This window comes from Hymenobacter sp. FMD4, assembly GCF_058932745.1.
This window is the reverse complement of the sequence record NZ_JBZYWH010000020.1, coordinates 72007-89280: the sequence shown is the minus strand read 5'-3', so window position 1 is coordinate 89280 and position 17274 is coordinate 72007. Positions and strand designations below refer to the sequence as shown.

At 57.8% G+C, this 17274-nt stretch carries 11 protein-coding genes; 6 read left to right on the top strand and 5 right to left on the bottom strand.

What is annotated here, in order from left to right; all coding sequences use genetic code 11:
• Positions 1–161: 161 nt before the first annotated feature.
• Complete coding sequence (locus AC5FXY_RS16765; RefSeq protein ID WP_493557856.1) at positions 162–863, top strand: peptidoglycan DD-metalloendopeptidase family protein; 702 nt, start codon at positions 162–164, stop codon at positions 861–863.
• A 70-nt stretch (positions 864–933) separates the two neighbouring features.
• Here the strand turns inward: AC5FXY_RS16765 and AC5FXY_RS16760 are convergent, their stop codons facing one another.
• Positions 934–2148, bottom strand: coding sequence for an ABC transporter permease (locus AC5FXY_RS16760; RefSeq protein WP_493557855.1), 1215 nt, complete (start codon positions 2146–2148; stop codon positions 934–936).
• A 54-nt stretch (positions 2149–2202) separates the two neighbouring features.
• Here AC5FXY_RS16760 and AC5FXY_RS16755 point away from each other — a divergent pair, with 54 nt between their 5' ends.
• The 3 genes from AC5FXY_RS16755 to AC5FXY_RS16745 all read left to right on the top strand — a co-directional run bounded on the left by AC5FXY_RS16755 (position 2203) and on the right by AC5FXY_RS16745 (position 5026).
• Complete coding sequence (locus AC5FXY_RS16755) at positions 2203–3468, top strand: exo-beta-N-acetylmuramidase NamZ family protein (RefSeq protein ID WP_493557854.1); 1266 nt, start codon at positions 2203–2205, stop codon at positions 3466–3468.
• A 51-nt stretch (positions 3469–3519) separates the two neighbouring features.
• A complete protein-coding gene (gene fmt, locus AC5FXY_RS16750; RefSeq protein ID WP_493557853.1) occupies positions 3520–4473 on the top strand; it encodes a methionyl-tRNA formyltransferase in 954 nt (317 codons plus the stop codon).
• Positions 4474–4540: 67 nt separating this feature from the next.
• Positions 4541–5026, top strand: a complete 486-nt coding sequence (locus tag AC5FXY_RS16745) for a dihydrofolate reductase (protein ID WP_493557852.1) — start codon at positions 4541–4543, stop codon at positions 5024–5026.
• A gap of 78 nt (positions 5027–5104) precedes the next feature.
• On the opposite strand, the gene porU2 is transcribed toward AC5FXY_RS16745, so the two are convergent.
• Both porU2 and AC5FXY_RS16735 read right to left on the bottom strand, forming a co-directional pair.
• On the bottom strand, positions 5105–10216 hold the full coding sequence (gene porU2 / locus AC5FXY_RS16740; RefSeq protein ID WP_493557851.1) for a putative type IX secretion system sortase PorU2: 5112 nt from the start codon (positions 10214–10216) through the stop codon (positions 5105–5107).
• Between the two features lie 56 nt (positions 10217–10272).
• Positions 10273–11391 carry a putative type IX sorting system protein PorV2 gene (locus tag AC5FXY_RS16735; protein ID WP_493557850.1) on the bottom strand — a complete coding sequence of 373 codons (1119 nt, stop codon included), beginning with the start codon at positions 11389–11391 and terminating at the stop codon, positions 10273–10275.
• 371 nt (positions 11392–11762) lie between these two features.
• On the opposite strand from AC5FXY_RS16735, the gene AC5FXY_RS16730 reads away from it, so the two are divergent.
• Complete coding sequence (locus AC5FXY_RS16730) at positions 11763–12152, top strand: PadR family transcriptional regulator (RefSeq protein WP_493557849.1); 390 nt, start codon at positions 11763–11765, stop codon at positions 12150–12152.
• Between the two features lie 26 nt (positions 12153–12178).
• A complete protein-coding gene (locus AC5FXY_RS16725; RefSeq protein WP_493557848.1) occupies positions 12179–14773 on the top strand; it encodes a PspC domain-containing protein in 2595 nt (864 codons plus the stop codon).
• Positions 14774–15082: 309 nt separating this feature from the next.
• On the opposite strand, the gene AC5FXY_RS16720 is transcribed toward AC5FXY_RS16725, so the two are convergent.
• The gene (locus AC5FXY_RS16720; protein WP_493557847.1) at positions 15083–16525 is read right to left on the bottom strand and encodes a CCA tRNA nucleotidyltransferase; all 1443 of its coding nucleotides are present in this window, start codon (positions 16523–16525) and stop codon (positions 15083–15085) included.
• A gap of 176 nt (positions 16526–16701) precedes the next feature.
• Positions 16702–17274, bottom strand: coding sequence for an L-threonylcarbamoyladenylate synthase (locus AC5FXY_RS16715; protein WP_493557846.1), 573 nt, complete (start codon positions 17272–17274; stop codon positions 16702–16704).

Below are 17274 nucleotides of genomic sequence, written 5' to 3'. Positions count from 1 at the left end.
ACAACAACGAAGCCCGCCGCAAGTTGCGGCAGTGGGCGTGCAAGGTACGGCAAAAGCGGAGTAAAGGGTAGGCTATACTTGCTTGGGAGTTGCGAGTTTGTCAGTTGTTCGTTGTTAGTTGCGGGTGTTTTGGGCTGATAATTAACAACTGCACCTTTCTTTTGACACCCGCTTCCCCCCTCACCCAGCTGCTGCAGCGCCACGCGGCCGAATTCGGCCCCGTGCTGCCCGTCGATCTGAATGCCGACGATGTCATGCGGCTTGACTTTACGGCTGCCAATCCACTGCTACAGGATGCCGACCTGCGCGACACTTCGGCATTCGATTCGCTGGTTGCCGATTTGCTTGCGGCTGGTCATGCCCGAATCGGCGTGGGTGGCTACTTGGAAAACCGCGTTATCTACCGGCGCAGCCCGGTTTTGTTTGGCGACACAGCCCTACCAGCCCGTTCCCTGCACCTGGGTGTAGATGTGTGGCTACGCGCCGGTACGCCCGTGCTGGCCCCGCTGCCCGCTGTGGTACATAGCCTTGCTGATAACGACAACTTCGGCGACTATGGCCCTACCGTAATCCTGCAGCACGAGCTGGAGGGGACCGTGTTTTACTCACTTTACGGCCACCTTGGTCGGGCCGAATTGGTGTACTTGCAGGAAGGTCAGGAACTAGCCAAAGGCGAAGCTTTCGCCGCCGTAGGGCCGTGGCCGGAGAATGGCGACTGGCCGCCGCACCTGCACTTTCAGCTCATCGCCGATATGCAAGGCCGGCGAGGTGACTTCCCAGGTGTGGCATTGCCGGAAGAGCGCGACATCTGGGCCGAGCTTTGCCCCGATCCGAACCTGGTGCTGCAGAGCCGGTGGCTGTAGTTGCAAGTGCTTTCAGCCCGCAGTAGCGGCAGTGTTCAGCTGCTTATGCGGGCTTGCACTGCAGTTGAACCTAGTCGAATTTAATGGCCACCACCGGCTTGATGCGCGCAATCATGTAAGTCGGAATCAGCACAGCCAGCTGCGAGGTAATGAACACGGCTAAGTTTATCAGCAGGATAACCGAAGGGTCCCAGTAAATCGGTACCCGATCCATGTAATAGTTCTCGGGGTCGAGCGGGATGGGGTGGAAATAATACTGGATAGCGCAGAAGCCCAGACCGATAATATTGCCCCAGAGCAAGCCTTTCAACGTCAGATTGAGGCCGCGGAAAAAAAACATGCTCCGGATCTGATTGTCAGTAGCCCCAATGGCTTTCAGCACCCCGATCATGTTGGTGCGCTCCAAAATCATGATAAAGATGGTGGCCACCATGTTAAACGTCGCCACAAAAATGATCAGGATCAGGAAGATGATGACGTTACGGTTGAGCAGTTGTAGCCAGTCAAACAGCTGCGCGTACTGATCGGTAATCTTGTCCAGCTTCAGGTCGTAGCGCAGCGTGTTGTAAAGGTCATCGGCCACGGGATTGAGTTGGCGGAAGTCTTTCAGCACCACTTCGTAACCGCCCACCAGCGAATCGGGCCAGGCGTTCAACTCCCTGATTTGGCGAATGTCGCCGATGACGTAAACCTCGTCGAACTCGTCGAGCCCGGTCTGGTAAATGCCCGACACCACGAATTTGCGTACCCGTGGCGGATTTTGGATAAAGTAAAACAGCGCATCGTCGCCTACTTTCAGGCGCAGCTTATCGGCCATCTTGCGCGAGAGCAGCACTTGTTCCGAAGCACTGGTATCGGAAAAAGTCAGAAACTTTCCTTCCAGTAAGTTGGCCCGCATGGGCGACAGGCCGTTTTCTTCGTCGATGCCCTTCAGCACCACGCCCAGTACTTCGTCGTGGGTTTTGATAATGGCCGTCTTGCGGGCAAAAGGCTGCGACGATTTGATCTGGGAATAGCGCCGAAAATCGCGCGTCAGTTCGGCGCCGTTGATGGGCTCTACCTCCAGCGAATTATTGTTATCGTACTTGCTGACGGTGAGGTGAGCCCCGAAAGAGAATATCTTGGCCTGGATTTCGTTGCGGAATCCTTCCAGGATGGCAAAAGACACCACCATAACCGCCAAACCCATGGCAATGCTGATAATGGCGATTTTGGTCACCGACGAGGTGAAAGACCCCGAGTCGGAGCCTTCAATCTTCTGGGATATGTACCGCGAAACGTTCACTGGCCGTAAAGCTACGCGAAGCGGGCTAGTTTTGTCACCCTTTCTACTGTCAGGATGTCGACGATGATTTTCAATGGACTGTCGGCGCTGTGTGCGCTTTTCTTAATGCAAGGTCCGGCCTGTACGCCGGCGCGGCAAACAACGTTGCCCGATGCGAGCAATAACGCCACATCCAGCAACGAGGGTTCAACGGCAGGCAGCACCGCTCCGGCCGCGGAGCCAGCCGCGCCCAAACTGCAGGTAGGTGCCGAACGCTTCGGCGAGTACCTGCCGCAGCTGCGTGGTAAACGCGTGGGGCTGGTGGTTAATCAAACCTCCCGTACGCACGGCTCGCACTTGGTGGATACCCTGCTGGCGCAGGGCGTGCAAGTCAAGAGCATTTTTGCGCCCGAGCACGGCTTCCGCGGCGAAGAGGCCGATGGGGCAACCATAAAAGACGGGAAAGATGCCCGCAGCGGCTTGCCCGTTCGCTCGCTTTACGGCGCCACCCGCAAGCCCACGCCTGAGATGATCAAGGACCTGGACGTGTTGGTGTTCGATATTCAAGATGTAGGCGCGCGGTTCTACACCTTTATCAGCACCATGCATTACGTGATGGAAGCGGCGGCTGAGCAAGGCAAGACCGTACTGGTGCTGGACCGACCCAATCCCACCGGCTACTACGTCGATGGCCCCGTACTGGAGCCCAAGCACAAAACCTTCGTGGGTATGCACCCCATTCCCGTGGTGCACGGCCTGACGGTAGGTGAGCTGGCCAAGATGATCAACGGCGAGAAGTGGCTGGCCGGCGGCAAGCAGTGCCAGCTGACAGTAATTCCGGTGGCCGGCTACACCCACGCCACGCGCTACGCGCTGCCCGTGCGGCCGTCGCCGAATTTGCCGACGGCCCATTCGGTGGAGTTGTATCCCAGTCTGTGCCTGTTTGAGGGCACCGATGTGAGCGTAGGCCGCGGCACCACCATGCCGTTTGAAGTAATCGGGGCTCCCACTCAGCCAGCTACCCGACCGTTTAGCTTCACGCCTTCGCCTAACCGAGGCTCTACCTCCCCGCCGCAGAACGGCAAGCGGTGCTACGGTGAAGACCTGCGGCAGATCGGCGACCTGGGCTTTACGCTTAAGTACCTGATTGACTACTATCAGCAGAGCACCGACAAGGCCAACTTTTTCAACAAAGGTTTCGAACGACTCATCGGTACCGATGCCGTGCGTCAGCAGATTATAGCCGGCAAGTCGGAAGCGGAGATACGCCAGTCCTGGGAACCGGCCCTTGGCCAATACAAGCAGATGCGCACGAAGTACCTGATGTATCCCGAGAAATAACAAGCGGCGCGGAGTAACACTCCGCGCCGCTTGGCTTTATTTGCCGCCTTTATGACTGACTCTTCTCCCCTCCGCATCGTTTTTATGGGCACGCCCGATTTTGCCGTGTCCACGCTTGAAGCTCTGCTGGGCTGGCCCGGCTGCCAAGTGGTGGCCGTGGTGACGGCCCCCGACAAGCCGGCCGGGCGCGGGCAGCGACTCAACGAGTCGGCGGTAAAGCAGGCCGCGCTGCTACACAGCGTGCCGGTACTGCAGCCTCCCAACCTGAAGTCGCCGGAGTTTCAGGACGAGCTGCGCAGCTACGCCGCCGATTTGCAGGTAATCGTGGCCTTTCGGATGCTGCCTGAAGCCGTATGGAACATGCCGCCCATGGGCTCCATCAACATTCACGCCTCCCTGCTGCCCCAGTACCGTGGCGCGGCGCCTATCAATTGGGCTTTGATCCATGGGGAGCAGGTAACGGGCGTAACTTCTTTTTTCCTGCGGCACGAAATCGACACCGGCAACCTCATCTTTCAGGATGAAGTTGCCATCGCGCCTGAAGATGATTTTGGGACCCTGTATGGCAAGCTGAAGCAGGCCGGAGCGGCCCTCGCGCTACGCACCGTGCAGGCTATTGCGGCCGGCAATGCTCCGAGCATCCCGCAGCCCGACCGCGGCGACCTGCGGCCGGCGCCCAAGCTGCAAAAGGAAACGGGCCGTCTCGACTTTTCCCAGCCAGCGGCGGCACTGGTCAACCTGGTGCGTGGTCTGGCTCCTATTCCCACGGCCTTTACCACACTTCCTGATGGCCGTGGGCTGAAGGTATTTCGGGCCCAAGCTCAGCCTGGTAGCCCGACGGAGGGCACGCCACCGGGCGCATGGTTGAGCGACGGCCGCAGCTACTTGCGTGTGCAAACATCGGAGGGTCAGCTGGACTTACTGGACGTGCAGCTCGAAGGCAAGAAACGGATGCAGGTAGCCGATTTTCTGCGTGGATTTAACAGTTCAGTGCTACATAGCTAAAGCTTTGATGGGTGGTCATGCTTTCGTGGCCAGCCCGTGGAGCACCTAGCTTTTCAACTTTTGCCTTATGCTTGCCATCGTAGTAGCCCGCGCCGATAATGGCGTAATCGGCCGAGACAATCAATTACCCTGGCATCTGCCAGCCGACCTCAAACACTTCAAGAGCCTTACCACTGGCCATCCCATCGTGATGGGGCGCCGCACATTCGAAAGCATAGGCAAGCCCCTGCCCAACCGCACCAACATCGTGGTGACCCGCCAGAACGACTGGCAAGCGGATGGCGTGGAAGTAGCCCATTCCGTGCTGGGTGCTTTGGAAATGGCGCAGCAGCTCGACGACGACGTGTTTGTTATTGGCGGCGCGGAGGTGTATCGGGAGGCCCTTCCGGCTGTGGATACCGTGTACCTTACCGAAGTTCACCACGAAGCAGAAGGCGACACGGTACTGCCTGACTTCACCGCTAATATCTGGCGTGAGGCAGCCCGGGAACGGCACGAGCCCGACGACAAGCATGCTTACGCTTACAGCTTCGTGACGCTGCGCCGGCGTTAAGTTTATTATTGCCACCGCACGTAAACAAAGAGGACCGCGGCATGTGCCGCGGTCCTCTTTGTTTACGTGCGCTGTCGGTTAGCGCAGCAGCACCAATTTACCCCAACCTTTCTTGAAGGCTTGGTCAGCGGCGGTGCGCCGGCGCTCAAATTTGTTTTGCGGGTCGTCCATAACCACGCGGTACAGGTAGGTGCCGTTGGCTAGTTGGTCGCCAAACTGGTCGGTGCCGTCCCAAGCGTATTCGGTGATGTTGTTGCCGATGCGCAGGTTTCCGAGCTCGTTCTGCATGATTTCGCGAACCACTTTACCTGACAACGTCAGAATCTGGATCTTCATGTTGCGCGGCAGTTCGCTACCAGTCAGGGTAAACACGAAACGGGCCTTGCTGGTCACCGGGTTCGGGTACGGGAAGATGTTGGTAATACTAGAAGCATTGACCACCTCGAACGACACGGCATAACGTTGCGCGGCCACTGGATTATCGTTCATGTCTTTGGCCTGGGCTTCCAACTTGTACACTCCATCCGGTAGCGTGCCGGGTGTGTAGTACACGCGGGCGCGGCCTGCGGTAGGCTCAGGCACAAAGCGAATGTGCGCAGCATCGGTCATGTTTACTTGCTGCGGTGTCGTTTGGCCCGGTCGGGTCAGGAAGAGCTGAACTTTGCTCGGGTCGTCCAAGGGACGGCGGCGGTCTTCGTAGCGCACATCCACCAAGATTTCCGGGTTGGCCGAAACGATGTCGCCGTTCAGAATATGCACACCATCGAAAGCGACGTCCAGCACAGGCGGCACCGAAGGATCGGGCGCAGTGAAGTTTAGGTTCAGCTCGTTGTTGAAGTAGTGTAGCTCAGGCAGACGACTGGGGTTAGCCTCTATCCGCACCGTAGCGTCACCGCGGAACCGGCGGACATCGAGGCGGAATACATAATGTGCCGTGGAATCCGCGCCGGGCAGTTTGGCGCCGATGGAGCGTACCGAAACGGTATCGACGCGGCCATTGGAACCGGCCTCACGAATCGTAGCTAAAGCCCGCAGGCGTTGGGGAAACCCAACGGACGAGACGTTCTCGTAATAGACCGGAATGTCCAAATAGCCACTTCCCGCAGCGTCGGTGCTAAGCTTGGTGGCGGCGTACGCATTGGCCGGAATAGCCGGATGGTCACGACGCACTACTCCCTCTGGCACTCCACGGTAAGTGATGAGCCATTGCTTGAGCTGCGGAGGGGTGCGGTTGGTGGTATCGCGCAGCTCAGCTTCTAGTTGCAGGTATGGGTATTGTTGCGCCGATATATTGGCCAGGGAGAACGTCCGGTTGGTCACGTTGCTTTGCAGCACCGTGCGTACGTTGTTCTGATCGAAGCCAATCAAGCGCAACGTGTAGCTATCCGTGGCCTCGGGCAGCTTTACATTATGGTGCAGCGTGAGCCACTCCTGCGCCGGCCCAATACGAGTGCTCGTAACGGTGGCTGCTCCTTCCCGGGTGCGCAAGGTCAGGTTCAGGCTGGCCACCTGATCCTGCCGGGGCGTGGCACTGCTCGGGTCAAAAGTCCGCTCTTGCGTCTGGCTCGGGAAACCCTTACGCAACATCATCACCAGCGGGTCGCTGTCCTGGGCTTGGTTGATGAGTTGTGACCCCATGGCTGCCAACTCAGCCTTCAGGGCCGGATCCATGGTGCTGAAGTTTACGCGGTTCATGGTGAACAGCGCTACGTAGTGCCCATTAGGAACCGCACGCAGAAACTGCAGCAGTTTGGCTTGCTGAGCCGGCGTGTTGATGCTGCCGTTTGGTCTGTCGCTGAAGTTGTAAAGCTCCGCTCCGGGTTGGCCGCACATGACAAAGCCAGTGACCGGCGTTACCCAGCGCAGGTTACGCGGTTCGAAAATCGCAGCAACAATGCCAGGTAACCGAGTGAAGTCGGAGCAGTTGTCTGTACGGGTGGAAATATTATCAGCTATGACGCCGTGCGAGGGCTGATAGGTAAAGGCACTCCCATCTCCCCCACCAGTGGTTATCAGTTGTATGGAACGGGTACGCTCATTAAACTCCCAACGACCCGACGGGGCGCTCTGGCTGATGCCGCGCTTTTCAGCTGAAGCCATTTGTCCGTAATGACTCTGCGACCAGCCGTTCTGGGTACTGGTACTGATGTAGCGGAACGAGCTACTGGCCCAAGTGTCGTCTAGCCCGCTCTGGCCGGGCTGAAAGCGGAAACGCCAGTAGTATACCAAGGAGTCGCGCGTGGCGGTGGCAGCGGGCAGGCCCGGCCGCCATTCAGCTACGTCAGTTGCGGTTACAGTGGTTCGGCGCACTGCTGGCGAGTTGAACGTAGCAGCGGTATCAAGTTCAAACTCATAAACGCGTGCCTGCGCTTGGGGCAGATTGCTCTGCCCCACTAGCCGCACGGAGGCCCGGTTTACAATGGCGTAGTCTGGAGGGTTGAGTGCCGTTACGCCGCCTTGTAAGAAGCTAAAAGTGGTAGTAACCGAGTTGTTGCCCTCGTTCAACTCGTCAATGACGTTCGGATCGTCGAGGCGCACCGTGAAGGTGTTTAATCCAAAGACATTGCCGGTATTGGTCATGTCAAACTCAAGCGTAGCATCGCCGCGCCAGTAAGCAAAGGTGCGCGTGATGCGCGGTTGAGCTGGTCCGGAACCTACTTGGCGCTCTACGGTCACCTTGACAGAATCGGGAATTACCTTTCCGGGGTTACTCACCGATATCCGCAATTTAAACCGAGTCGAAGATGCCAGTACGGGCCCTGGATCAATGGGCACCACCTGCACGCTATTGGCAACGTAGTCGGGCTTCGGCGGAGCAAACAACGTCAAAGCCGGGTCGCCTTGCCAAGTAGTATTCATCAGCATCGACACTGCGTACAGCCCATTGGTGAACTGAGGTATGAGCGATAGGCGCCGAACTACTTCGTTTTGGACTACCGTAACTGGCTTGCCATACCACTGAGGGTCATTGAACAGCAACTGGTACTGCCGGTCACACATCATATCCAGTTCGCCATCCAGCGCAAAGTCAGACGAAGCTAGAAAACCCACTACGCCCTTGTTCGAGGCTAGAGTCCAGTCCTCGCCAGTAGAGCCGTAAGCGGTATAGCAGTTACCGGCAGCACAACCATTGACTATGAAAACAGGGTATTTACCTTGGTTTGCGTAGCCATTAGCCGCATTATTGATGTTTTCAGGCATCAGGTCAAATGCCGTAGGCGAACCGTGTCCGAAGTAGGTTATCAACGACAGACCTTGGTTCATTTGTGGAGCAAGATTTACCGGTACTGGGTAATCCCCCAGGTTATTCCGGTATAAATCGGTGACGTTTGCGCCAAACAATGGCCCTTGAGCCCGCTGCTTGTAGCGGTTCAGATAAGCCTGAAACTGGGCAAACTCGTTAGCAGTCCGCCCACCAGCTAGGTGCAAGATGTTCTTACGCCATGGCTCTACGCCCAAAGCCTCGTGTTCCTTTAGTTTGTTTAGGTAAGCCAGGGCCTCTTGAGGCGTTTTAGCTGACACGCGCCCAGTCGGAATTTTGGCTACGTAGTTGTTATTCTGCCAATCAGCTGAAAAGAAAGCATCGGAACCGCCGCGCGTGCTAGCGGGTACCAGATCAGGCATGAAAGCAAAGGCAGCAGCGCCGCCTTGGCGGTACCAAGTGCGCCCACGCCCCGGCGGAAAAAATTCCTCCGTTATCAGCACACCCTTACCCAACAGCAGCATGTAGCGGTTAGGCACGTTGGCCGTGAGCATGTACTGCGCAAAGTGCCGAATAGCCAATGGTGACCGTTCGCCATAGTGAAACTGGTCTACCAGCAAATCTGTGGTCACTACGAGGGTGTCGTATCGTCCTCCACCCGTCGAAGCCCGGTAGTTAGCATACTCCCGCACGGGATTAGCAATGGAGCCCGCCGGGCGCATCAGAGCTTGGTGCGATACAATCAAGAAGTTGTGAGTTGCTGGCGTAATAGCCCGGAAGCGCACCCGCAGGGCCGGTGCAGGCAGAAGGGATTGAGCGCCGTCGGCTAGCAAAAACCGACGCGTAACGCCGGCAGCAGTCGGAAACACATACCGACGCTGCTGGCCTACAACGGCAGCTCCAACCACCCGCTGCACATTTATGGGGTCAGTTATATCGTAGCCGGCCACCGTAGCAGGAATGCTATCGAGCAAGTAGCTCGCAGGACCAGTTAGAGTAGAGTCGCTCCAGACTTGCAAGGCCCGCTGGCCGCTTGGCCAATGCGGAGTTTGGGAATTGGTTACATGTATGTAGCCTACCCGAAAACGGTCCGTGGCCGGATTGGTCTGATTATGTACAGACACCCGGATGGCCACTTGACCATTGCTGCCAATGTCGCTGCGCTGCAACTGCAGCCGCACCCGGCGTACTTCATATGCCCCGTAGGTAACGGGGGTGGCAGTTAGCAAACGTTCGGTACCAGTTCCGCCCGGCAGTACAGATATGTTGGTACTATGCGTACGAGTAGAGGCTCCCACCAGCAGCACCTCCACGAGCGGAGCGGCTCCGCTAGCCGAGCGGCGGCCCAGAGAGTCGATAGTCAAGGTTATAGCCCCGGTCGTGACTTCGCTCAGAAAGCCTTCGCCGGTATCCGCCCAGGGCATATAAGCTTGCTGAGCATCGGTCTGGCCAAAATGGTAGCTGTTGATGCGCAAGTTTAGGCGCGGCTGCAGCCAGTTGGAATGCCCGGCACCCGCGGTAGCCGCTGGTTCAGCCATACGACGGCCATTAGCAGTAGCTGACCATGTCAGGAAATAGGCTGCGGTGTCGGTAAAGAGACTGTAGAGCTGATGGGGCTGATGCGCGGCAGCCTTATACATGCCGCGGTCGAGTTTACCGTCGTTACGTTGGCCGTAGAACTCAATGTAGGTGGTAGCATCAAGTTGATTCTGGTTGCCGCCTACATGGATAGCCACCTCGCGGCCGCGGCGCCATAACTGAAAGCGCCGTGGGTCTACCCCACTAATGCCCGCCTGCGTCAGGTACGCATGGTTGAGCCGGTATAGACCATCCTTCGTTACCTTGATCTTATAGTAAGTCTGACTAGGTACAATCCATTCGTTGCCGTACTGCACTGCTTGTCCATGGCCCACCATCGGCAGGCACAGCAATATCAGCCCAAGCAACCATCCCCAACCCCGCACCGGATGCGCGTATATTTTTCCCATAGCCTCTCTGCTTCTTACGAAACTGGTTTTTAGCACCTTCTAAGTAGTATCTACGATTATTTAAAGCCGTAACCCAACGATACCATTACCGAATTGGCTTGGGAGCTTTGCCCAAGGCGTTCAATAGCCAGGCGCGACAGGGCCAGGTCCAAGCGCAGGCCACTCAGGGCAACACCCAACCCCAGGGTGGGCTGCACCTTCCATTCTTCCTTGCCCGAAAAGGCCTGAATCTTCTGAATATTGGTAGCGCCGCCGCGCAGGAAAAACAGGTCGCGGTAACCAATTTCTGCCCCCACGTGCGGCGCGATGCTCACCACACTGGTTGAGATGGGCGTATTGCGCCGGCCGTCGGTGGTGATTTCCAAATCGGTGGCGAGCAGAGCCGTCAGCTGACCAGGAAGCTTAAACGAGCGGCTTGCGCCCAGCACAAAGCGCGGCAGCGTAACTTCGGTGCTGTTCTTCGGAATGAAATCCAACGAATCCTGCGTGGGCTGAAACTTATCGGTGTTGATGGCCCAGGCGTTGAACGTAGTGGTGATGTCGCGGGCCATCAGGCCGAAACGCCAGTTGTTGCGCGCGTACTGCGCACCGGCGTCGATGCCAAAGCCCCAGGCATTGGCGTAGTCACCTACGTTGCGGTAGATAATTTTGGCGTTGGCCCCGATGCTCAATCCTTCTACAGCTTCGAGCTTGCGCGCGTAGGTCAGCAGCAGGCCGTAATCGGCCACCGAGAAATAGGTAATGCGGTCGTAGGAAATCTGGTTGTACTCGTTGACCAGCGCCCGGGTATCCGGAATATCATCGACGCCCACGCGGATGAGGCTGGCCCCGATGGCGCTGCGCTCGTCCAACGGCATGGAAAAAGCCAGGTAATCGTTTTTGACGATGCCGGAAAAAAGCTCCGAGTGCATCAGCACCGCGTCGTATTTGGTTTTTTGCCGCAGCAGGCCCGCGGGGTTCCAATAGCCGGCCGTGGCATCCTGCGCCAAGCTTACCTGGGTACCGCCCATGGCCAAGGCGCGGCCGCCTACTCCAATAGATAAAAAGTCATTGCTGTATTTGGGCGTGGCATCCCGGCTGGGCGGATCCGAAGGCGACTGTGCTTGTGCAGCCCCGGCTCCCAGCAATGGAGCAACCAGCATAGCAACGATACGACGGCGGAAGAGGTGTGGCATAGACTAACTTTAGAGGAGGCCTAGGTTGTAAACAGGCTTCACAACGCAAGTTACTTAATATTAGTGCGAGGCTGCGCGGGCAGATTTGATACTGGCTTAATGCCATACCGCCGCAAGCAGGCAAATGTTGGCATTGCTCCGGCACAAGGCCTCTTGCAGGGTTATTCCACTCCTTGTCTAGCCTTGGCAACTAGGCATAACCCCTGCCGGCATCCACTATCCTGCTGCGAATCAAGGGGAATCATCTATTGCAAAGACTCCATTAAGCAGCTATATCCTGCAACAAAAATATTTTTACCACAGTACCTTGCGTTACAAAGTACCTTCCTTTATATTTGTACCATACTTCACCGACTACCGCCCGCAAGCCTATGAAAGTCGAAAACACCCAAGTGCAGATGCGGAAGGGCATTCTGGAATTCTGCATCCTGGAAATCATTGCGCGGGGCGAGGTGTACGCCTCCGATATGCTGGAAGAGCTGACCCAAGCCCGCATGATTGTGGTAGAGGGCACGCTCTACCCGCTGCTCACCCGCCTCAAAAACGCTGGCCTTCTGGATTATACCTGGAAGGAATCCAGCAGCGGTCCGCCCCGCAAGTACTACACCCTGACGGACATCGGGCAGCAATTTCTGCACGAGCTACGCCTGACCTGGGAGGAGATTGAGGATTCCATCCAGATCATCCGCACCAAGCCCAACGGCAGCGCCCCGCCCGCCAGTTCATCAGGTCTTTCCGCCGCCCCGGAAGCCTCTTTCTGAATCACTCCTACAGTTGCAGCACTGCGATGAAAAAGAATATCAGCATCAACCTGCAGGGCCTGATCTTCCACATTGAGGAAGACGGCTATGAAGTACTTCAGCGCTACTTGCAGGACGTGAAGGCGCACTTCAGCACTTACCGGGGCCATGAGGAAATCGTGGCCGACATCGAAGGCCGGATTGCCGAAATCTTTGCCGCTCGCACTTCCAGCACCAAGCAGGTCATCACCTACGAGGATGTGGCCGCTATGGTAGCCAAGATGGGCCGGGTGCAGGACTTCCAGCAAGACGGCGCCCTCGACGACGACGACGATATTGCCGACACCGCCAGCTACGGCCAGCCGATTGGTGGCACGTACACGGCCAGCGGCTCTGCTACCACTACTGCTCCGCCAGTAATCGAAGAGCCCCGCCGCCTGTACCGCGACATGACCAACCGGCGCATTGCCGGGGTGGCCGCAGGCCTGGCCCGCTACTTTAATATCAACCCGCTGTGGGTACGCCTGATCTTCATCGGAACCCTTTTCTCCGTGGTTATCGGCGACTTTGTGGGCGCCCTGCCCATGCTCAGCATCCTGAGCTACGTGGTGCTCTGGATTGCGCTGCCCAAGCGCTTCGATGACCGCCCCATGCCCGACGACGACGTGACGCGCAAGCTTTTTCGCGACACCGACCGCGGTTCCATCGGCGGGGTAGCAGCTGGCCTAGCCGCTTACATGGGCATCGAAGTAGCCGTCATGCGCATCGTGTTCGTGCTGAGCATCTTTCTGGGGGGCACCGGATTGCTTCTCTACATCATCTTATGGATGGTGGTGCCCCCGGCCCGCACTTTATCGCAGAAAGCGCAGATGCGCGGCGAGGCCGTTACGCTCTCCGGTTTGGAGCAAAGCTTGCGCAATCAGGAAGGTCAGACGGTCAGTAACCGGCCGGTAGGAGCCTTTCTGGAAGAAGTAGCCCGTGCTATTCAGCCGGTTGCTCGGATCATCGGCACCATTCTGCGCGTGTTTGTGGCGCTGCTGTTCATCATCATAGGCTTCTCGCTGCTCATGGGCCTATTGGTACTGGTTGGCGTAGCTTTAGGTTGGATGCCGGAGTCGCAGAACATCCAGTTGGGCGACGCCCCTGCCTATACTGTACTGGCGGGCATCCCGTGGTGGTTTATCGTGAGCGGCTTTCTGGCCGCTGGCATCCCGATCTTACTGCTACTGTTCTCGGGCATCGGCCTGATTGTACGCCGCTGGTTGCTGGGCCGCACGCTTACCTTGGTGCTGCTGGGCTTGTGGATGCTGGGCATTGTGGGCTCCATTGCGGGCGGCGTACGCCTTTCGCAGGAGTTCCAGGAAGAGGGCAGCTATACCACAGAGCGCACTTTGGGCCGGATTGCCAACCCAACGGTGCTCCTGTCAGCCCGCAACCTGGATTTTGAGTGGCGCATGCGCCCCGAAGTACGCTTGGCATCGGCCGATAGCAGCGACGTAATTCGCATGACGGAGGAGTACACAGCTTACGGCCCCAGCCTGGAAGCTGCCGAAGCCACCGCCCGTACCAGCGTTCGGTACCGGGCCGTAGTGCGCGACTCCTCGGTAGTGCTCGACGACCGGTTTGCCTTCCGCTCGGGGGTACCGTTCCGGGCCCAGCGCGTTAACTTGACCTTGCGCCTGCCCCGCAACAAGCAGTTCCGTATCACCGAATCTTTCGTGCACCTGCTCGATGACGAGGACTACGTGAATGATCGGCGGCCTAACGACCCGGAAAAGCACCTGTTCCGCCTACGCGGTAATCAGCTGGAGTGTGTGGATTGCGCTCCGGAGGACATCAGCCGCGATGACGAAGAAACTGAGAACAGCGAGGATTACGACACGGAAATCCGCGTTGGTGATGTGCGCGTCAACGTTGATACCGACAATGAGGGCCAGGTAGACGTGGACCTGGGTGAGCTGAAAGACTTTTCCACCAACCCCGGCGACTACGGCGACGCCCGCCGCAGCTACAGCGAAAGCAATTTCCGCCGCGTGGACGTCAACGGCGCCTACCGCGTGATTATCCGGCAGGGCAACGAGTTCCGTGTGCAGGCCCTGGGCACCGACCGCCGCCTGAAGGAGCTGGAAGTACGCACCAACGGCAATGAGCTGGTGATTTCGCCCAAGCGCCGCAATTTCTTCGGTGGCAACTGGCGTAGCTCTGATGGTGGCCGCGTGCTCATCGAAGTAGAAATGCCCACGCTGCAAGCCCTCGACTTGTCGGGCGCTGTGCAAGCTCAGGTAACCGGTTTCAATGACCTACGCGACCTTAACGTGGATCAAGCTGGCGCCAGCCAGCTGAACTTCGATGGCAGTTGCCAAGCCTTGACCATGGACTTATCGGGTGCTTGCAAAACCGCCCTGCGAGGCCGCTCGGGTCGTCTGCGTCTTGAAGGCTCAGGAGCTTGCCAGGTGCAGGCCCGCGACTTCCAGGTCGACGAGGCTACCGTAGAGCTATCGGGGGTAAGCAAAGCCCGCCTGCAGGTGCAAAATCGCCTGCGTGCCGAAGTTCACGGCGCTAGCCAGGTGGCCTACAGCGGCCCGGTCGACAATGTGACTTCCGACAAATCGGGTGCTTCTAAGGTAGTTCGGGTGCAATAATTACTGCCAGAAAAACCTGTGTGTCATGTAGGTTCAATGAAAGTTCTCTTTATATTGACCGTGCATCCTTAGCGCTGACACTGCGTAAGCAACTGTACAGACTTTCGTAGCAACTCCGATCTAAACACGACGAGTTTAGGGGCCCCTTGGTGAGTGAATGGTTGCCCCCGAGGAAACCGGCCTTCTTTCCCGGCTGCAACGGAAAGAAGAAGGTTTCCTCGAACTCGAAGTGTTATTACCGGATGAGCTCAAACAAAGCGGCCGCCCTAATTGGGGCGGCCGCTTTGTTTAGTTATGGTCGGATTGCTGCTATTTCGCCGTTGCGTCCGCTGTATCGGCCGGGCGCGGCTCTAGGCCTTTACGCTGGCCCAACTGCAGCAAATAGGCATACGCTTCGTCGAATTCGTTGCGTACTTGCCCATCCAGGATGGCTTCCAGCAGAGCATCTTTCAGCTCGCCCACGGCGCGCGACGGCGACAGCCCGAACGTGTCCATGATGATTTCGCCGGTAATCACGGGCTTGAAATTGCGCAGGTGGTCCTTCTCCTCCACCTCCTTGAGCTTCTCCTCCACCCGCTCGAAATTCTTGAGGTAGCGAGCCACGCGCTGATGGTCCTTGCTGGTTATGTCGGCGCGGCACAGCAGCATCAGCCGGTCGATGTCGTCGCCGGCCTCGAAGAGCAAGCGGCGCACAGCCGAATCGGTTACTGTTTCCTTTACCAGCGCGATGGGACGCAGGTGCAGCTTAACGAGTTTTTGCACCATGCGCATTTCCTCGCCCAGCGGCAGCTTCAGATCGGTAAAGATGCCCGGCACCCACCGGGCGCCTTTGTCCTCGTGGCCGTGAAAAGTCCAGCCTACTTTGGGGTCGAAGCGCTTGGTGGGCGGCTTGGCAATATCATGCAGGATGGCAGCCCAGCGCAGCCACAGGTCGGCCCCAGCGTCCACCACGTTGTCGAGCACCTGCAGCGTATGATAGAAGTTGTCCTTATGCGCGTGCTGCCCGCGGCGTTCTACGCCTTGCAGGGCTGCCATCTTTGGAAAAATAAGCTGCAACAGCCCGCTGGCAAAGAGCAATTTGAAGCCGTAGCTTGGCTTCGGCGCCATGATGATCTTGTTCAGCTCGACGGTAATACGCTCCTGCGACACAATCTTGATGCGCTCCTTGTTGCGCTCAATAGCATCGAAGGTATCGGGGTCGATATCGAAGTTCAGCTGCGTAGCAAACCGAATGGCCCGCATCATGCGCAACGGATCATCGGAAAAGGTCACATCCGGGTCAAGCGGCGTACGGATGACCTTGTCCTGCAGGTCCTGCATGCCGTTGTACCGATCGACCAGCGTGCCGAAGTCGTCAGCGTTAAGGCTCAAGCCCAGCGCATTGATTGTGAAATCACGGCGGGCAAGGTCTTCTTCCAGGGTACCAGCCTCCACTTCCGGCTTCCGCGACTCGGCGCGGTAGCTTTCTTTGCGTGCCCCCACAAATTCCAACTCGATGTCGGGCGTGGGCAGCATAGCCGTACCAAAATTCTTAAACACGGTGACCCGCGGCCGGTTCGGCAGCTTCTGCCCCACCGCCTGCGCCAGTCGAATGCCGTCGCCCACGCATACCACGTCCACATCCTTGCTTGGACGCTGCAGCGCTAAATCGCGCACGTAGCCCCCAATAACGTAGGCCGGATATCCCATTTCCTGGGCGGCATCGGCAATGGTACGGAACAGCGGAAGATCGGGCAACTGCGGGTGTTTCATGGCGCAAAGTTCGGCAATAGCGGACTAGCAACCATGCCCAAGTAGGTGTATACGAAGCTCAGGCGGGCTTTAGTCACCGTTCACCCAGGCTCCTTAATGCTTGGTCAGCAAGCAGTTGTGTCAGGCCCGGCTACCCTACAGGTTTACAGTGTTCGTGTCGCTGCGCACTGCCAGTTTTAGTCGCGCAGCACTTCCAGCTGCCCATCAGGCAACACCCGCACCACTCGCGAGGGGACGGCAGGCTGCTCGTCGTCCTGGCGCCAGTTTACCACGTGGTCGGCACCGCGCACAATGGTTGGCGTCACCTCCTTGTAAGTAGTGGGAGCTGGCTCCCCGCTAATATTGGCCGAGCTCGACACCACACCGTGTCCCAAGCGGCGCACCAGCTTGAAGCAGAATTCATCACGCACTACGCGCAGCCCAACGGTGCCATCGGGCGCCAGCAAGGCGGGCGCGAGGTAGCGGCTGCCCTTCACTACGTAGGTTGTGGGGCGCTCCTGCTGGCTTAGCAGTTCCGTCAGGTTCTCCGGCACCTGCTCGGCATAGCGTGCAAACATGGCTTCATCAGCCACCAGTACAATGCAGCCTTTATCGGCCGGGCGCTGCTTTAGCTTATAGAGCTTTTCCACTGCCCGCGGCACCTCGGCATCGCAGCCAAGCCCCCAAACGGTGTCCGTGGGGTACAGTATTACCAACTGCATGAGCAGGGCATCCACGGCAGCATCTACTTCGTTCAGGAAGTGTTTCAT